The 15,953-nt window shown below is 62.7% G+C and carries 13 protein-coding genes and 1 pseudogene; 5 read left to right on the top strand and 9 right to left on the bottom strand.

Features of this window, described 5'->3' with window-relative positions; genetic code table 11:
- Complete coding sequence (locus CAG18_RS18575) at window positions 1–1,113, top strand: ABC transporter permease (protein WP_054573424.1); 1,113 nt, start codon at window positions 1–3, stop codon at window positions 1,111–1,113.
- A 198-nt stretch (window positions 1,114–1,311) separates the two neighbouring features.
- On the opposite strand, the gene CAG18_RS18570 is transcribed toward CAG18_RS18575, so the two are convergent.
- Window positions 1,312–1,716 (bottom strand): flagellar basal body-associated protein FliL, encoded by a 405-nt coding sequence (locus tag CAG18_RS18570; RefSeq protein WP_003259380.1) that lies wholly within the window; start codon window positions 1,714–1,716, stop codon window positions 1,312–1,314.
- A 169-nt stretch (window positions 1,717–1,885) separates the two neighbouring features.
- Here CAG18_RS18570 and CAG18_RS18565 point away from each other — a divergent pair, with 169 nt between their 5' ends.
- Window positions 1,886–2,863 (top strand): NADPH:quinone oxidoreductase family protein, encoded by a 978-nt coding sequence (locus tag CAG18_RS18565; RefSeq protein ID WP_015272242.1) that lies wholly within the window; start codon window positions 1,886–1,888, stop codon window positions 2,861–2,863.
- Between the two features lie 132 nt (window positions 2,864–2,995).
- On the opposite strand, the gene CAG18_RS18560 is transcribed toward CAG18_RS18565, so the two are convergent.
- The 5 genes from CAG18_RS18560 to trxA all read right to left on the bottom strand — a co-directional run bounded on the left by CAG18_RS18560 (window position 2,996) and on the right by trxA (window position 8,505).
- The gene (locus CAG18_RS18560) at window positions 2,996–3,646 is read right to left on the bottom strand and encodes a gamma-glutamylcyclotransferase (protein ID WP_043935995.1); all 651 of its coding nucleotides are present in this window, start codon (window positions 3,644–3,646) and stop codon (window positions 2,996–2,998) included.
- 245 nt (window positions 3,647–3,891) lie between these two features.
- Complete coding sequence (locus CAG18_RS18555; RefSeq protein ID WP_013974732.1) at window positions 3,892–4,860, bottom strand: CDP-6-deoxy-delta-3,4-glucoseen reductase; 969 nt, start codon at window positions 4,858–4,860, stop codon at window positions 3,892–3,894.
- On the bottom strand, window positions 4,860–6,326 hold the full coding sequence (gene ubiD / locus CAG18_RS18550; protein WP_013974733.1) for a 4-hydroxy-3-polyprenylbenzoate decarboxylase: 1,467 nt from the start codon (window positions 6,324–6,326) through the stop codon (window positions 4,860–4,862). The genes CAG18_RS18555 and ubiD overlap by 1 nt, the downstream gene beginning before the upstream one ends.
- Before the next feature lie 219 nt (window positions 6,327–6,545).
- Window positions 6,546–7,805: a transcription termination factor Rho gene (rho, locus tag CAG18_RS18545; protein ID WP_003253661.1), complete on the bottom strand. Its 1,260-nt coding sequence runs from the start codon at window positions 7,803–7,805 to the stop codon at window positions 6,546–6,548.
- A gap of 373 nt (window positions 7,806–8,178) precedes the next feature.
- A complete protein-coding gene (gene trxA, locus CAG18_RS18540; protein ID WP_012274768.1) occupies window positions 8,179–8,505 on the bottom strand; it encodes a thioredoxin TrxA in 327 nt (108 codons plus the stop codon).
- Window positions 8,506–8,761: 256 nt separating this feature from the next.
- Here trxA and ppx point away from each other — a divergent pair, with 256 nt between their 5' ends.
- Window positions 8,762–10,264 (top strand): exopolyphosphatase, encoded by a 1,503-nt coding sequence (gene ppx, locus CAG18_RS18535; RefSeq protein WP_004375529.1) that lies wholly within the window; start codon window positions 8,762–8,764, stop codon window positions 10,262–10,264.
- Here ppx and ppk1 read toward each other — a convergent pair.
- Window positions 10,251–12,491, bottom strand: coding sequence for a polyphosphate kinase 1 (gene ppk1, locus CAG18_RS18530; protein ID WP_013974735.1), 2,241 nt, complete (start codon window positions 12,489–12,491; stop codon window positions 10,251–10,253). The two genes, ppx and ppk1, sit on opposite strands and share 14 nt — an antisense overlap.
- Before the next feature lie 213 nt (window positions 12,492–12,704).
- Between ppk1 and CAG18_RS18525 the strand changes: the two genes are divergently transcribed.
- Complete coding sequence (locus CAG18_RS18525; protein WP_085721342.1) at window positions 12,705–13,349, top strand: DedA family protein; 645 nt, start codon at window positions 12,705–12,707, stop codon at window positions 13,347–13,349.
- 501 nt (window positions 13,350–13,850) lie between these two features.
- Here CAG18_RS18525 and CAG18_RS27335 read toward each other — a convergent pair.
- Window positions 13,851–14,279 (bottom strand): annotated as a pseudogene (locus tag CAG18_RS27335) (sterol desaturase family protein); the annotation flags it as partial.
- Window positions 14,280–14,589: 310 nt separating this feature from the next.
- On the opposite strand from CAG18_RS27335, the gene elbB reads away from it, so the two are divergent.
- Complete coding sequence (elbB, locus tag CAG18_RS18515; RefSeq protein WP_004375530.1) at window positions 14,590–15,249, top strand: isoprenoid biosynthesis glyoxalase ElbB; 660 nt, start codon at window positions 14,590–14,592, stop codon at window positions 15,247–15,249.
- A gap of 179 nt (window positions 15,250–15,428) precedes the next feature.
- Here the strand turns inward: elbB and CAG18_RS18510 are convergent, their stop codons facing one another.
- Complete coding sequence (locus tag CAG18_RS18510; RefSeq protein ID WP_013974739.1) at window positions 15,429–15,881, bottom strand: YaiI/YqxD family protein; 453 nt, start codon at window positions 15,879–15,881, stop codon at window positions 15,429–15,431.
- Window positions 15,882–15,953 lie beyond the last annotated feature (72 nt).

Genomic DNA, 15,953 nt, shown 5'->3' with positions numbered 1-15,953 from the left:
ATGTCACGCCTGAACCACACCCTGCGTCTTGGCCTGAAAGAGCTGACCAGCCTGCGCCATGACAGCGTGCTACTGCTGTTCCTGCTGTATGCCTTCAGCGTGGCCATCTACATGCCGGCAGCCGGCTCGGTGATCGGCGTGCACAACGCCAGTGTCGCGATGGTGGACGAAGACCACAGCCTGCTATCGCGCAAGCTTGGTGAAGCCCTGCAACCACCCGAGTTCCAGCCCGCCGTGCCACTGGCCCCGCAGCGTCTGGACCAGGCCATGGACAGCGGCCAGTACACCTTCGTGATCAACGTGCCGGTGAACTTCCAGAGCGACCTGCTGGCCGGGCGCTCGCCGGAACTGCAGATCTATGTCGACGCCACGGCCATGAGCCAGGCGTTCATGGGTGCCGGCTACATCGGCCGCATCTTCGAACGCGAGTTGCTCGACTACAGCCAGCGCAGCAACACACAGAGCCCGGTGATAATAAACGCCAAGGCTCTGTTCAACCCCAACCTGGAGGGCGGCTGGTTCCTTGCGGTGATCCAGATCGTCAACAACATCACCATACTGGCGATCATCCTCACCGGCACCGCGTTGCTGCGCGAGCGCGAGCACGGCACCCTCGACCACCTGCTGGTGCTACCGCTGACCGCGCTGGAAATCATGCTGGCGAAGATTGCCAGCAACGCGCTGGTAGTGGTGATCTGTACCTGGATTTCGCTGGTGGTGGTGGTCAAGGGCGCGCTTGGCGTGCCGCTGTCCGGTTCGATGGGCCTGTTCCTGGCCGTGACGGCGCTCTACCTGTTCGCCAGTACCGCACTGGGCATCTTCCTCGCCACCCTGGCGCGCTCGACGCCACAATTCGGCCTGCTGGCGATCCCGGTGATCATCCCGATGCTGTTGCTGTCCGGCGGCAGCACACCGCTGGACAGCATGCCGCAGTGGCTGCAGTGGGTGATGCAGGGGTCGCCGTCAACGCACTTTGTCAGCCTTGGCGCCGCAATTCTGTTTCGTGATGCCGGTTGGACGGTGGTGTGGCCGGACATCCTGGCGCTGGCCGTGATCGGGCTGGTGTTCTTCGGCGTGGCGCTGGCGCGGTTTCGCCGAAGCCTGGCGTCCTGAGCAAAACTCAAGACCACCTGCCCGGTTCAAATATAAGAGTCTGCGCGATCCCTGTGGGAGCGGGCACGCCCGCGAACACCGGCGAAGCCGGTGCCACTCACCGCGCCGCCTGCTTCGCGGGCTTGCCCGCTCCCACAGGTCCCTGCCAAGCCATTGAAAGTAGATTGCACCCGAAGCGCGACAACTCGAACGAGCGGATCACTGCACGATCAGGTTGTTGAACAGCAGGTCTTCAACGATCGGCTTGCCCTCTTCGGCTTCCATCACCTGCTGCACCTGTTTCAGCGCTTCCTGGCGAAGATGCTCCTTGGCCTCGACATTGCTCATGCTGTCCACCGACTGTTGGGTGAACAGCGCCACCAGCTGGTTGCGGATCAGCGGCTCGTGGTGCTTCACCGCCTTGGCGGCTTCGTCGCCGGTCACGCGCAGGGCCACGTCGGCCTTGTACACGCGCAGCCGCGGGCTACCGTCGAGGGCGTAGTTGCCCACAAAGGGCGGGCTCAGGCTGATGTAGGCGACTTTCGGCGCCCCTTCCTTGGCTTCCTCGCCCATGGCCGCAGCCGGCAGCAGCAGCGCCAGCACCATCAAGATCCACGCTTTCAAGAATTCGCTCCTCAATACAGTTGGTGCCAGCTTACCCAGCATGCCGCTCAAACCCAAGCCCGTGCTTGTGCCGCCGCTTATGCCTGCACATCAGGGCGCCCCATGCTCGTTGACCGGGCAGGCGGCCCTCCTACACTTATCGGCCACGACCCGCAAAGGAATAGCCCCGATGAAAGCTGTGTTGTGCAAAACCCTGGGCCCGGCGCGCGACCTGGTGCTGGAAGAGGTGGCCAGCCCGGTGCCGAAGAAAAACGAGATCCTGCTGGATGTGCAGGCCGCAGGGGTCAACTTCCCCGACACCCTGATCATTGAAGGCAAGTACCAGTTCCAGCCACCGTTGCCGTTCTCCCCCGGCGGCGAGGCAGCGGGCGTGGTGGCCGCAGTCGGGGAAAAGGCCGGCGCGTTCAAGGTCGGTGACCGGGTCATGGCGCTGACCGGCTGGGGTGCATTCGCCGAGCAGGTGGCGGTGCCGTTCTACAATGTGTTGCCGATCCCGGCGAGCATGGACTTCACCACTGCCGCGGCATTCGGCATGACATACGGAACCTCCATGCACGCCCTGCGCCAGCGCGGCCAGTTGCAGGCGGGCGAGACGCTGTTGGTGCTGGGTGCGTCCGGCGGGGTCGGCCTGGCGGCGGTGGAGATCGGCAAGGCCATGGGCGCGCGGGTGATCGCGGCCGCCAGCAGTGCGGAAAAACTGGCCGTGGCCAAGGCAGCCGGCGCGGATGAACTGATCGACTACAGCCAGGCCAGCCTGCGTGACGAGATCAAGCGCCTGACCGGTGGCCAGGGCGTAGACGTGATTTACGACCCGGTGGGTGGCGAGTTGTTCGAGCAGGCCGTGCGCGGGCTGGCCTGGAATGGCCGGTTGCTGGTGGTGGGCTTTGCCAGCGGGACCATCCCGCAGCTGGCGGCCAACCTGGTGTTGCTCAAGGGTGCGGCGGTGCTCGGGGTATTCTGGGGGGCGTTTGCCCAGCGTCAGCCGGAGGACAATGCGGCCAACTTCCGGCAACTGTTTGCATGGCATGCCGAAGGCAAGTTGAAGCCGCTGGTGTCGCAGACTTATCCACTGGCTGAGGCAGGGGCTGCCATTGAAAAGTTGGGGCAGCGTCAGGCTGTGGGTAAGTTGGTGGTGCTGGCCAGGTAAGGATTGAGAAATCTGTTGCCTGTCAGGGCCCTATCGCCGGCAAGCCGGCTCCCACAGGATCTCCACAGTGTCCAAGGCCAGTGGAGTACCTGTGGGAGCGGGCGTGCCCGCGAAGAGGCTGGTGCAGGCCAATCAGACTTCGCGCAGGTTATGGCAGCGCCTGAACCGCGCCTCCAGGTTGCGATCGGGCATCTGGTGGCTGCGCAGGGCATTCAAGGTCTGTTCGACATAATCACGCGTAGTGCCATAGCGCCCCTTGGCACTGGCCAGGATCTGGCTTAGCAGGGTGTCCGGCAGGTTCCCGGCATAGCACGGCAAATGCCGCTCCAGCACGAAACCCAGGGCCTGCACCTTGCTGCCATCACCCAACCGGCAGCTGAGCCAGTGCGGCCGGTACGCCGGGTACGGCATCTCGCGCTGCCACAAGGCCATCAGCGAATCGTCCAGGCTGCTGTCATCCAGCCGGTAGGCAAAACCGCTGCAGGAGCCACCACGGTCCAGGCCGAACACCAGGCCAGGGGTTTCCGGGGTGCCACGGTGCTCATGCGACCACAGGTACAAGCCACGGTGGTAACCATGCACCCGCGCGCGCTGGCGCTCCACCGAGTTGCACTCCGGCCGCCAGATCAACGAACCATAGGCGAACAGCCACACCGGCCCACCCTGATGGCGAGACATGGTTGTTTTCATGGAGTTGAACAACTGTTCGCGAGTATGTTGCTGACCGAAGTCGAGTGTCGGTGGATATGAAACTTCCCAGGACATACTTTCAAGTGCCGACATAAGCTGCCGCCATTATCCCTGTGAACTACGGATGTAGCGAGATTCGATTACGATGCGCCCCCAGCCTCTGTACCAAGGGCGCTTGCAGTAACCATAGGACAGAAGTGCAGGAATACTCAAGCCCTCGCGCCAGAGTTTCATCCTCGCTCCCGACGACTGGAAAGTACTGTTTCAGCAACTGTGAAAGTTATTAGCCAAGGCGGTAACAATTACCGCCTTATACCAATACTTTCAAACTCCAGTTATTAGCCGCGCGGTGCGTAGGCAAACACATCGGCACGCATGCGATGCGCATCCATGCCGGCTTCGACCAAGGCGTCGAGCGTGGCATAGATCATGTTCGGGGAGCCGCTGGCATATACATGCACGCTGTTGAGGTCGGCGATGTCTTCGCAGACCGCCTCATGCAGCATGCCGCAACGGCCTTCCCAACCGCACAGGTCGCTGACCACCTGGTGCAGGAACAGGTTGGGCAGGCGCTGCCATTCGTCCCAGTGCTCGATCTGGTAGAAGTCCTCGGGCCGACGCACGCCCCAGTACAGGTGCACCGGATGCTTGAAACCCTGTGCCCGGCAATGCTCGACCAGGCTGTGCATCTGGCCCATGCCGGTGCCAGCAGCGATCAGCACCAGCGGCCCATCGGGCAACTCGGCCAGGTGGGTGTCACCGAACGGCATTTCAATGCGCGCCAGGCCGTCGCGCTTGAGCTGCTCGATAAGTTGCAGCGCACTGGGCTCGCGCGCCAGCACATGCAGCTCCAGCTCGCGCCCGGCATGGGGTGCGGAAGCCAGCGAAAACGCCGCCTGCTTGCCGCCTTCGCGCTCGATCATCAGGTACTGCCCCGCGTGGTAGCGCGGCGGCCTGCCAGCCGGCGCGCGCAACCGCACGCGCCAGACGTCGCCACCGACCTCGACGCACTCACTGACACTGCACGCCAGTTTGCGCACCGGCAGCTCGCCAAGGGCGAGCACACCATCCCAGAGCAACACGCAGTCCTCCAGCGGTTCGGCAATGCAGGTGAACAGCTCGCCATGGTCGCGGACTTCGCCGTCCTGGCGTACCCGGCCTTCGACCAACAACGCGGCGCAGACATGGCAATTGCCATTGCGGCAGCTGTTCGGGCAGTCATAGCCCAGCCGCCGCGCTCCATCCAGGATCCGTTCCCCGGGTTCGAGCGCCAGCACCGCCCCGGACGGCTGCAACGTTACCTGCATCAATCTATTCCCAACTGATCCCACAGCTCATCGATACGGCGGGTGACGGCTTCGTCCTTGACGATGACCCGTCCCCATTCGCGTGTAGTCTCGCCCGGCCACTTGTGCGTGGCATCCAGGCCCATCTTCGACCCCAGCCCGGATACCGGTGACGCGAAGTCCAGGTAGTCGATCGGGGTGTTGTCGATCATCACCGTATCACGCTTGGGGTCCATGCGTGTGGTGATGGCCCAGATCACGTCATTCCAGTCACGGGCATTGATATCGTCATCGGTGACAATAACGAACTTGGTGTACATGAACTGTCGCAGGAACGACCACACACCCAGCATCACGCGCTTGGCGTGGCCCGGGTACTGCTTCTTCATGGTCACCACCGCCATGCGATACGAGCAGCCTTCCGGCGGCAGGTAGAAATCGACGATTTCCGGAAACTGCTTCTGCAGGATCGGCACAAACACTTCGTTCAGCGCCACGCCGAGGATCGCCGGCTCATCTGGCGGCCGGCCGGTGTAGGTGCTGTGGTAGATCGGTTTCTGCCGATGGGTGATGCGCTCCACGGTGAACACCGGGAAGCTGTCCACTTCGTTGTAGTAGCCGGTGTGGTCGCCATACGGGCCTTCCGGGGCCATTTCGCCCGGGTGGATCACGCCTTCCAGGATGATTTCGGCGGTGGCCGGTACCTGCAGGTTGCTGCCCCGGCACTTGACCAGTTCGGTGCGGTTGCCACGCAGCAGGCCGGCGAAGGCATACTCGGAGAGGGTGTCCGGCACCGGGGTCACGGCGCCGAGGATGGTGGCCGGGTCGGCGCCCAGGGCCACGGCGACCGGGAACGGCTGGCCAGGGTTCTTCTCACACCATTCGCGGTAGTCCAGGGCGCCGCCACGGTGGCTGAGCCAGCGCATGATGACCTTGTTGCGGCCGATAACCTGCTGGCGGTAGATGCCCAGGTTCTGACGGTCCTTGTTCGGGCCGCGGGTGACGGTAAGGCCCCAGGTGATCAGCGGTGCCACGTCGCCCGGCCAGCAGTGCTGGATTGGCAGAGCGCCGAGGTCGACGTCATCGCCCTCGATGACCACTTCCTGACACACCGCGTCCTTGACCACTTTCGGCGCCATCGACACGACTTTCTTGAAGATCGGAAGCTTGGACCAGGCATCCTTCAGACCCTTCGGCGGCTCGGGCTCCTTGAGGAAGGCCAGCAGCTTGCCGATTTCCCGCAGTTCATCGACCGACTCGGCGCCCATGCCCATGGCCACACGTTCCGGGGTGCCGAACAGGTTGCCCAGCACCGGGATGTCGAAGCCGGTGGGCTTTTCGAACAGCAATGCAGGGCCCTTGGCACGCAAGGTGCGGTCGCAGACCTCGGTCATTTCCAGGACGGGGGAGATCGGAACCTGGATGCGCTTGAGCTCGCCGCGCTGTTCCAGGCCACGGATGAAGTCGCGCAAGTCGCGATACTGCATGCAGAAGCCTCATGTTGGCCGTATCGGTCGGGGGTGCAGAGTGTAGCGCCGTTCAGTACCCAATGGCCAAAAATGACTTGGGGCCGCTTCGCGCCCCATCGCCGGCAAGCCAGCTCCCACAGAGTCCGCACAAGCTTCAAGAGCTGTACAGTACCTGTGGGAGCTGGCTTGCCGGCGATGGGCTGCGAAGCAGCCCCAATCAAATCCGGCCTGAAACGCTTACTTGCGCTTCATCGACAGGAAGAACTCGTCGTTGGTCTTGGTCTGCTTGAGCTTGTCGACCAGGAACTCAATGGCGGCGATTTCGTCCATCGGGTGCAGCAACTTGCGCAGGATCCACATGCGCTGCAGCTCGTCGTCGGCAGTCAGCAGCTCTTCGCGGCGGGTACCGGAGCGGTTGATGTTGATGGCCGGGAACACGCGCTTCTCGGCGATGCGGCGGTCCAGAGGCAGCTCCATGTTGCCGGTGCCCTTGAACTCTTCGTAGATCACTTCGTCCATCTTCGAGCCGGTTTCGACCAGCGCGGTAGCGATGATGGTCAGCGAACCGCCTTCCTCGATGTTACGCGCTGCGCCGAAGAAGCGCTTCGGCTTCTCCAGGGCGTGGGCGTCGACACCACCGGTCAGTACCTTGCCGGAGCTCGGGATCACGGTGTTGTAGGCACGCGCCAGGCGGGTGATCGAGTCCAGCAGGATGACCACGTCCTTCTTGTGCTCGACCAGGCGCTTGGCCTTCTCGATTACCATTTCGGCAACCTGCACGTGGCGGGTTGGCGGCTCGTCGAAGGTGGAGGCAACCACTTCGCCGCGCACGGTGCGCTGCATTTCGGTCACTTCTTCCGGGCGCTCGTCGATCAGCAGGACGATCAAGTGGCACTCGGGGTTGTTACGGGTGATGTTGGCCGCGATGTTCTGCAGCATGATCGTCTTGCCCGCTTTCGGCGGAGCAACGATCAGGCCACGCTGGCCTTTGCCGATCGGGGCGCACAGGTCGATGACGCGGCCGGTCAGGTCTTCGGTGGAGCCGTTACCGGCTTCCATCTTCAGGCGCTTGTTCGGGAACAGCGGCGTCAGGTTTTCGAACAGGATCTTGTTCTTCGCGTTTTCCGGGCGGTCGAAGTTGATGGTGTCGACCTTCAGCAGGGCGAAGTAACGCTCCCCTTCCTTCGGCGGGCGGATCTTGCCGACGATGGTGTCGCCGGTACGCAGGTTGAAGCGGCGGATCTGGCTGGGCGAGACGTAGATATCGTCAGGGCCGGCCAGGTAGGACGCATCAGCCGAACGCAGGAAACCGAAACCATCCTGGAGAATCTCCAGCACGCCGTCACCCGAGATCTCTTCGCCGCTTTTCGCGTGCTTCTTCAGCAGGGCGAAAATCACGTCCTGTTTGCGCGAACGGGCCATGTTTTCGATGCCCATCTGTTCGGCCATTTCCAAAAGATCGGTAATCGGCTTTTGCTTGAGTTCAGTCAGGTTCATAAGGGGAATGACGTAATCATGTAAGAAGGGAGAATTAAGCTTCTGGCTTAATGAGGCCGCGCCGCTAGATGGCGACAGGATCGCGTACTGATTCGAATTGGGGATGCTTCGGCGACGGCATGTAGAGGGCACTGGAAAAGCAGTGCGAGGCCGAATGTAACACTTGCTTTTTTCTGCGTCTAGTGGTTTTGCCCTGCCATTTTCAGCTGCAACACACCTGTCTGTAGGAGCAGCCTTGTGCTGCGAAGAGGCCATCAGCCGCAGCGACAACGTCAGCCTTACCGGCCCTTTCGCAGCACAAGGCTGCTCCTACATGGGCAAGACTGCCGTTGCAGAGGCAAAAAAAACCCCGCATCTGCGGGGCTTTTTTACATCACAGGTGGGCGTCGAGGAACGCGGCCAGCTGCGATTTGGACAGGGCGCCGACCTTGGTGGCTTCGACGTTGCCGTTCTTGAACAGCATCAGCGTCGGGATACCACGCACGCCGTGCTTGGCCGGGGTTTCCTGGTTCTCGTCGATGTTCAGCTTGGCGACGGTCAGCTTGCCCTCGTAGGTGGCAGCGATGTCGTCCAGAACCGGAGCGATCATCTTGCATGGGCCGCACCATTCAGCCCAGTAGTCGACCAGCACCGGGCCTTGAGCCTGCAGTACGTCGGCTTCGAAGCTGGCGTCGGTGACGTGTTTGATTTTGTCGCTCATGGAAATCTCCAAGGTCGTAAGCAATAAAAAACGTTGCCCATCATAGCCGCACCCGTCTCCTACAGGAAGCCGCGGACGATTGAGTGTAACTATAGTTGTGCAAGACGCCACGAATCGAAACTGTCATGCAAACGTCATAGCATCGAATGGCACATTGCCTTGCATCAAGGCCAGCTCAACGGCTGTGTGCCACGCGTTGGCGACAGCCTGCTATCGTGGCACGATTGCCGGGTTAACGACCGAGAACAACCAGATCATGCCGCATACCATCGCGAAGAACTTGTCCCTGATCGCCGCCATCGACCTTGGCTCCAACAGCTTCCACATGGTCGTGGCCAAGGCCCACCATACCGAAATCCGCATTCTCGAGCGGCTCGGCGAGAAGGTTCAACTGGCCGCCGGCATCGACGAAGAACGCATGCTCAGCGAAGAGGCAATGGAACGAGGCCTGGATTGCCTCAAGCGCTTTTCCCAACTGATCAACGGCATGCCGGCAGGCTCCGTGCGCATCGTCGGTACCAACGCCTTGCGCGAAGCGCGCAACCGCAACGAATTCATCCAGCGCGCCGAAGCCATCCTTGGCCACCCGGTCGAAGTGATCTCCGGCCGTGAAGAAGCGCGCCTGATCTACCTGGGTGTGTCGCACACCCTGGCCGATACACCCGGCAAGCGCCTGGTGGCCGATATCGGCGGCGGCAGTACCGAGTTCATCATCGGCCAGCGTTTCGAGCCGCTGCTGCGCGAAAGCCTTCAGATGGGCTGTGTAAGCTTCACCCAGCGCTACTTCCGCGACGGCAAGATAACCCCGGCCCGCTACGCCCAGGCCTACACCGCCGCGCGCCTGGAGCTGATGAGCATCGAGAATGCCCTGCACCGCCTGACCTGGGACGAGGCCATCGGCTCGTCCGGTACCATTCGTGCAATCGGCGCCGCCATCAAGGCAGGCGGCCTGGGCAATGGCGAGGTCAACGCCGAAGGGCTGGCCTGGGTCAAACGCAAGCTGTTCAAGCTGGGAGAGGTCGACAAGATCGATTTTGAAGGCGTCAAGCCGGACCGCCGCACCATCTTCCCGGCGGGCCTGGCGATTCTCGAAGCGATCTTCGATGCCCTGGAACTGCAGCGCATGGACCACTGCGACGGCGCCCTGCGCGAAGGCGTGCTGTTCGACCTGCTGGGCCGCCACCACCACGAAGACGTGCGCGAACGCACCCTGAACTCGCTGATGGAGCGCTACCACGTGGATCAGGGCCAGGCCGCGCGCGTCGAGCGCAAGGCATTGCACGCCTTCGACCAGGTGGCCGACGCGTGGGACCTAAAAGACGGTAATTGGCGCGATCTGCTGGGCTGGGCGGCGAAAGTGCACGAAATCGGCCTGGATATCGCCCATTACCACTACCATAAGCACGGCGCCTACCTGATCGAACACTCCGACCTGTCGGGCTTCTCCCGCGAGGACCAGCAGATGATGGCCTTGCTGGTGCGCGGCCACCGCCGCAACATCCCCAAGGACAAGATCGCCGAACTGGGTGAGGAAGGGGTCAAACTGCTGCGCCTGTGCGTGCTGCTGCGCTTCGCCATCCTGTTCCACCACATCCGTGGCAATCAGCAGATGCCGAAGGTCGAGCTCAAGGCTGCCGACAGCAGCCTCGATGTCGCCTTCCCTGAGGGCTGGCTGGAACAGAACCAGCTGACCCAGGCCGACTTCGCCAACGAGGCGGAGTGGCTGGCCCGGGTCGGCTTCGTCCTCAGCGTACGTTGAGGACCGGGTTGCTCAGGCGCTCCAGCAGGGTCGCCTGGGCACTGCGCGGGTTCTGGTTGCCGGTCGGCGTGCTGCGCACATAGCGCCCGTCCGGCTGCAGGGTCCAGGCGTGGGTGTTATCGGTCAGGTAGCCTTCCAGCTCCTTCTTCACCCGCAGCAACAGCTTCTTGCCTTCCACCGGGAAGCAGGTTTCGACGCGCTTGTCGAGGTTGCGCTCCATCCAGTCGGCACTGGACAGGTAGATCTGCTCTTCGCCGCCATTGAGGAAGTAGAACACCCGCGTGTGCTCGAGGAAGCGGCCGATGATCGAGCGCACCTGGATGTTGTGCGAAACCCCCGGAATGCCTGGGCGCAGGCAGCACATGCCACGCACCACCAGGTCGATCTTCACGCCCGACTGGCTGGCCTTGTACAGCGCCTTGATGACCTTCGCGTCGGTCAGCGAGTTGAACTTGGCGATGATATGCGCCGGCTTGCCTTCGAGGGCAAACTGGGTTTCCCGCGCGATCATGTCGAGCATGCCCTTCTTCAGGGTGAACGGCGCGTGCAGCAGCTTCTTCATGCGCAGGGTCTTGCCCATGCCGATCAACTGGCTGAACAGCTTGCCGACGTCCTCGGTGAGGGCGTCGTCGGAGGTCAGCAAGCTGTAGTCGGTATACAGGCGGGCGTTGCCGGCGTGGTAGTTACCGGTGCCCAGGTGCGCATAACGCACGATCTCGCCGTGCTCGCGCCGCAGAATCAGCATCATCTTGGCGTGGGTCTTGAAGCCGACCACGCCGTAGATCACCACCGCACCGGCCGCTTGCAGGCGGCTGGCCATCTGCAGGTTGGACTCTTCGTCGAAGCGTGCCCGCAACTCGATCACCGCAGTGACCTCCTTGCCGTTACGCGCCGCGTCCACCAGCGCATCGACGATTTCCGAGTTGGCCCCGGAACGGTACAGGGTCTGGCGCACGGCAAGCACGTGCGGGTCCTTGGCGGCCTGGCGCAGCAGGTCGATCACCGGGGTGAAGGACTCGAACGGGTGCATCAGCAGGATATCCTGCTTGCCGATCACGCTGAATATGTTGTCGGCGTTCTGCAGCAGCTTGGGGATCGCCGGGGTGAACGGCGTGTACTGCAACTCGGGGTGGCTGTCCAGGCCAGTGATGCTGAACAGGCGGGTAAGGTTGACCGGGCCGTTGACCTGGTAAAGCTCGCTTTCGCTGAGGCTGAACTGCTTGAGCAGGTAGTCCGACAGGTGTTTCGGGCAGGTGTCGGCCACCTCCAGGCGAACGGCGTCACCGTAGCGGCGCGAGAACAGCTCGCCGCGCAGCGCGCGGGCCAAGTCATCGACCTCTTCGGAGTCCAGCGCCAAGTCGGCGTTACGGGTCAGGCGGAACTGGTAGCAGCCCTTCACCTTCATGCCCTGGAACAAGTCGTCGGCGTGCGCGTGGATCATCGACGACAGGAACACATAGTTGGCGCCCGGCCCACCCACTTCTTCCGGCACCCGGATGACCCGCGGTAGCAGGCGCGGGGCCGGGATGATCGCCAGGCCCGAATCGCGGCCGAAGGCGTCGACACCCTCGAGCTCGACGATGAAGTTGAGACTCTTGTTCACCAGCAGCGGGAACGGGTGGGTCGGGTCGAGGCCGATCGGGGTGATGATCGGGGCGATTTCGTCGCGGAAGTAGCGGCGCACCCAGGTCTTGAGCTTGGGCGTCCAGTAACGCCGGCGGATGAAGCGGATATGGTGCTTTTCCAGCTCGGGCAGCAGCACGTCGTTGAGGATCGCGTACTGGCGCTCCACTTCGCTGTGCACCAGGTCGCTGATACGCGCCAGCGCCTGGTGCGGCTGCAGGCCGTCGGCACCGGCCTGTTCACGGGCAAAGTTGATCTGCTTCTTCAGGCCGGCGACGCGGATCTCGAAGAATTCGTCGAGGTTGCTGGAGAAGATCAACAGGAACTTGAGGCGTTCGAGCAGCGGGTAGTTCTCGTCCAGCGCCTGCTCCAGCACACGGATATTGAACTGCAGCTGCGAGAGTTCGCGATGAATGTACAGGCTGCTGTCGTCCAGGCCTGGGATGACGATCGCCGGGGCCGGCGCAGGGGCCGGGGCCGCAGTCTCTGCCACCGGTTCGGCAGGCAGGGGCGCTGGCGGCAGGTCTGGCGGGGTCTGCACCATCTCTTCGGGGAGTTCCTGAGCATCCTTGATCGCGACAGGGGTTAGCACTTCATTATTCATCTGGCGTTCCTGAGGACGTTAACGCCCTATCATCTATTGAGCGGCAAGATAAGCGCCCATTATGACGCCTGTGTTACACGCCAGGGCAAGCCGTGGCGCGTGGCTTCTGGCATTCTCCAAGCAGGAATTGTTCATGTCGAGACACATCTGGACACTTTCACGAACGCGCGCGAAGGGGTAGGCTTCGCGTTCATTTCGCCAGCACCTCAGAAAATGCTTCAACAATTCCTGCAGGATTTCGGCTACTTCGCCCTTTTTCTAGGCACCTTCTTCGAAGGCGAGACCATCCTGGTGCTTGCAGGATTCCTTGCGTTCCGCGGTTACATGGACATCAACCTGGTGTGTCTGGTGGCATTTTTCGGCAGCTATGCCGGCGACCAGCTGTGGTACTTCATGGGCCGCCGCCACGGGCGCAGGATCCTGGCGCGCAAGCCACGCTGGCAGGCGATGGGTGACCGGGCGCTGGACCACATCCGTCGCCACCCCGACATCTGGGTACTGAGTTTCCGCTTCGTCTATGGCTTGCGCACGGTCATGCCGGTGGCCATTGGCCTGTCCGGCTACCCGCCACGCCGCTACCTGCTGCTGAATGGTCTTGGCGCTGCCATCTGGGCAGTGGCCCTGGGCGCGGCCGCGTATCACTTCGGCGCCATCCTCGAAGGCCTGCTGGGCAACGTGAAGCGCTACGAGCTATGGGTGCTCGGTGGCCTGTTGGCGCTGGGCGGCCTGTTGTGGCTGCGCCGGCGCTTCCGCACGTTGCGCGCGGAGCGCAAGGCGGCGGGCAAAGCCCAGGCCCCAGAGGCTGAGCAGGCTGTAAGCCACGAGGAACAACCAGGTCGGCGGCACGACCACCGCTAGGCCCAGTGCGCCCGCCAGGTACAGCGCCGGCGCATTCGCCAGCAACCGTACCAACTCCAGGCGCATGGCCCATGGTCGGTTCTCCAGCAGCGCGCCAAGTACGAACAAGCCAAATGCCATCTGCGCCCAGCCAAGTACCAGGGCGGCGATTGGCACGCGCTCGGCCACCTCCATCAGATAGCTGCCTAGCGCCACGTAACCCACGAATTGCGCCGCCACATAGGCCTGCTGCGCACGGCCCAAGGCAACCTCGAACTTGCGAAACAACGCCAGGTCCTGCTTGGCCTGCGGGTAGCGTGCGGCCACATCGGCCGGGCGCCAGCCGGTGGGCATGAACCAGATGCGCAGCTTGTCCCACAGGCTGTCGGCGCGCCGGGCGTCGTGCCAGAGCTGGGCATAGAACTGCAGGTTGGCCCACAGCGGGTTCCAGCTGGCCAGCGGCGTGGTCACCCCGAACACCACCGGCTCGGCTGGGTCCTCCTCTTTGAAGGTGCCGAACAGACGATCCCAGAGAATGAACACGCCGCCGTAATTGCGATCCAAGTAAGCAGGATTTTGCGCATGGTGGACGCGATGGTTGGATGGCGTGATCAACACCCACTCAAGCCAGCCCAGCTTGGGAATGTGCCGGGTATGCACCCAGAACTGGTACAGCAGGTTGAGCGATGCCACCGTGATGAACACCAGCGGCGGCACACCGAGCAACGCCAGCGGCAGGTAGAACAGCCACGAGAAGATGAACCCACTGCTGGTCTGGCGCAGCGCCGTGGTGAGGTTGTACTCCTCGCTCTGATGATGCACCGAATGCGCAGCCCACAGCACGTTGCGCTCGTGGCCAAGACGATGCAGCCAGTAGTAGCAGAAGTCGTACAGGACAAAGGCCAGCAACCACACCCACCAGGCCTGCGGCGGCAGGCGCAGCAACGCCATGTGTTCGAACGCCAGGGCATAGGTCACCAGCCCCACCCCTTTGGTCAGCAACCCGGTACTGGTCGACAGCGCACCGGTGCTGAGGCTGTTGATCGAGTCGGCCAGGGTGAAGTTGCGCTGGCCGCGCACACGGTCGGCCAGCAGTTCGACGGCGATCAGCACGAAGAAGAACGGCACAGCCAGCAGGATCAGGTCCATGGGTACGACCTCAGACGTTATCCGCCAAGATTAGGCCGCGCTTGCAGGAATCCCTATGGCTACATCTGCCAAACTAGAGGACATTTAGCGCCTCGACACTGGAGTAGAAAGCATGACAAAAAAAGTAGCGGTGATTCTTTCCGGCTGTGGCGTTTATGACGGCGCCGAAATCCACGAAAGCGTGATCACCCTGCTGCGCCTCGACCAGCGTGGTGCGCAGGTGCAGTGCTTCGCGCCGAACATTGCGCAGATGCATGTGATCAACCACTTGACCGGCGAGGAAATGCCCGAATCGCGCAATGTGCTGGTGGAGTCGGCGCGCATTGCCCGCGGCGAGGTCAAGGACATCCGCGAGGCCAAGGCCGAAGACTTCGATGCGCTGATCGTGCCGGGCGGTTTCGGGGCGGCGAAGAACCTGTCCAACTTTGCCGTGGAAGGCGCCAACTGCACCGTTAACCCGGATGTGCTGGCCCTGGCCGAGGCCTTTGCCGACGCCTGCAAGCCGGTTGGCCTGATCTGCATCTCGCCGGCGCTGGCGGCGAAGATCTACGGGCCAGGCGTGGTCTGCACCATCGGTACCGACGCTGGCACTGCGGCGGCCGTGCAGAAGATGGGTGGCACTCATGAAGAATGCGATGTGCACGATATTGTCGAGGACACCCAGCGCAAGCTGGTGACCACCCCGGCGTACATGGAGGCCAAGTCGATCAGTGAAGCGGCTGGCGGGATCTACAAGCTGGTGGATCGGGTGCTGGAGCTGACGCACGAGTAACTGGTGCAAGATTCAGAATCTGACGCGGTCCCTGTGGGAGCGGCCTTGTGTCGCGAAAGGGCCGCAGCGCGGCCCCGGCAATTTATGCGGCGAAGCTGAAATCCTGGGGCCGCTTCGCGGCCCTTTCGCGACACAAGGCCGCTCCCACACGTCGTGTCCATCCTGCCAGCCGGGTCGCTTCAGGGTTTGGACAACCGGGCAATGATCCGGTCCAGCGCATTGGCAAAAGCCTGCTTCTCGCGCTCGCCATAAGGCGCCTGCCCTCCCCCCACCTGGCCCTGCTCGCGCAACTCGGTAAACAAGTTGCGCGCCGCCAGCCGGTCACCCATGTTGCGCTCGTCGAACTCGCGCCCGCGCGGGTCCAGTGCCGCCACGCCCTTTTTCACCAGGCGGTCGGCCAGCGGCACGTCACTGCAGATCACCAACTCACCAGGCACGGCGTGCTCCACCAGGTAATCGTCGGCTGCGTCCATGCCGCTGGGTACCACGATCAGGCGCACGATAGCGAACGCCGGCTTGGCCACAGCCTGGCCCGCCACCATCACTACCTCGAACTTGCGCTTGAGGGCGAACTTGACGATCAGATCCTTGGCTGCCTTGGGGCAGGCGTCGGCATCGATCCACACACGCATCGGAAAACCTCGCAATCAGCTTGAGGCCCCCATCATGCCTCAAGCGCAACGAAAGCTGCAGCAGTCACCCAT

Source organism: Pseudomonas sp. B22(2017), from assembly GCF_002113105.1.
Lineage (GTDB): Bacteria > Pseudomonadota > Gammaproteobacteria > Pseudomonadales > Pseudomonadaceae > Aquipseudomonas > Aquipseudomonas asiatica.
Note: the sequence above shows the minus strand (reverse complement) of the source record. Positions and strands in the feature narration are given on the sequence as shown.

Bases quoted from the DNA above. Each gene is read 5' to 3' on its own strand.
- CAG18_RS18575 (WP_054573424.1), top strand. From the start codon at position 1: ATGTCACGCCTGAACCACACCCTGCGTCTTGGCCTGAAAGAGCTGACC.
- CAG18_RS18565 (WP_015272242.1), top strand. From the start codon at position 1,886: ATGAAAGCTGTGTTGTGCAAAACCCTGGGCCCGGCGCGCGACCTGGTG.
- CAG18_RS18560 (WP_043935995.1), bottom strand. From the start codon at position 3,646: ATGTCGGCACTTGAAAGTATGTCCTGGGAAGTTTCATATCCACCGACA.
- CAG18_RS18555 (WP_013974732.1), bottom strand. From the start codon at position 4,860: ATGCAGGTAACGTTGCAGCCGTCCGGGGCGGTGCTGGCGCTCGAACCC.
- ubiD (WP_013974733.1), bottom strand. From the start codon at position 6,326: ATGCAGTATCGCGACTTGCGCGACTTCATCCGTGGCCTGGAACAGCGC.
- rho (WP_003253661.1), bottom strand. From the start codon at position 7,805: ATGAACCTGACTGAACTCAAGCAAAAGCCGATTACCGATCTTTTGGAA.
- trxA (WP_012274768.1), bottom strand. From the start codon at position 8,505: ATGAGCGACAAAATCAAACACGTCACCGACGCCAGCTTCGAAGCCGAC.
- ppx (WP_004375529.1), top strand. From the start codon at position 8,762: ATGCCGCATACCATCGCGAAGAACTTGTCCCTGATCGCCGCCATCGAC.
- ppk1 (WP_013974735.1), bottom strand. From the start codon at position 12,491: ATGAATAATGAAGTGCTAACCCCTGTCGCGATCAAGGATGCTCAGGAA.
- CAG18_RS18525 (WP_085721342.1), top strand. From the start codon at position 12,705: ATGCTTCAACAATTCCTGCAGGATTTCGGCTACTTCGCCCTTTTTCTA.
- elbB (WP_004375530.1), top strand. From the start codon at position 14,590: ATGACAAAAAAAGTAGCGGTGATTCTTTCCGGCTGTGGCGTTTATGAC.
- CAG18_RS18510 (WP_013974739.1), bottom strand. From the start codon at position 15,881: ATGCGTGTGTGGATCGATGCCGACGCCTGCCCCAAGGCAGCCAAGGAT.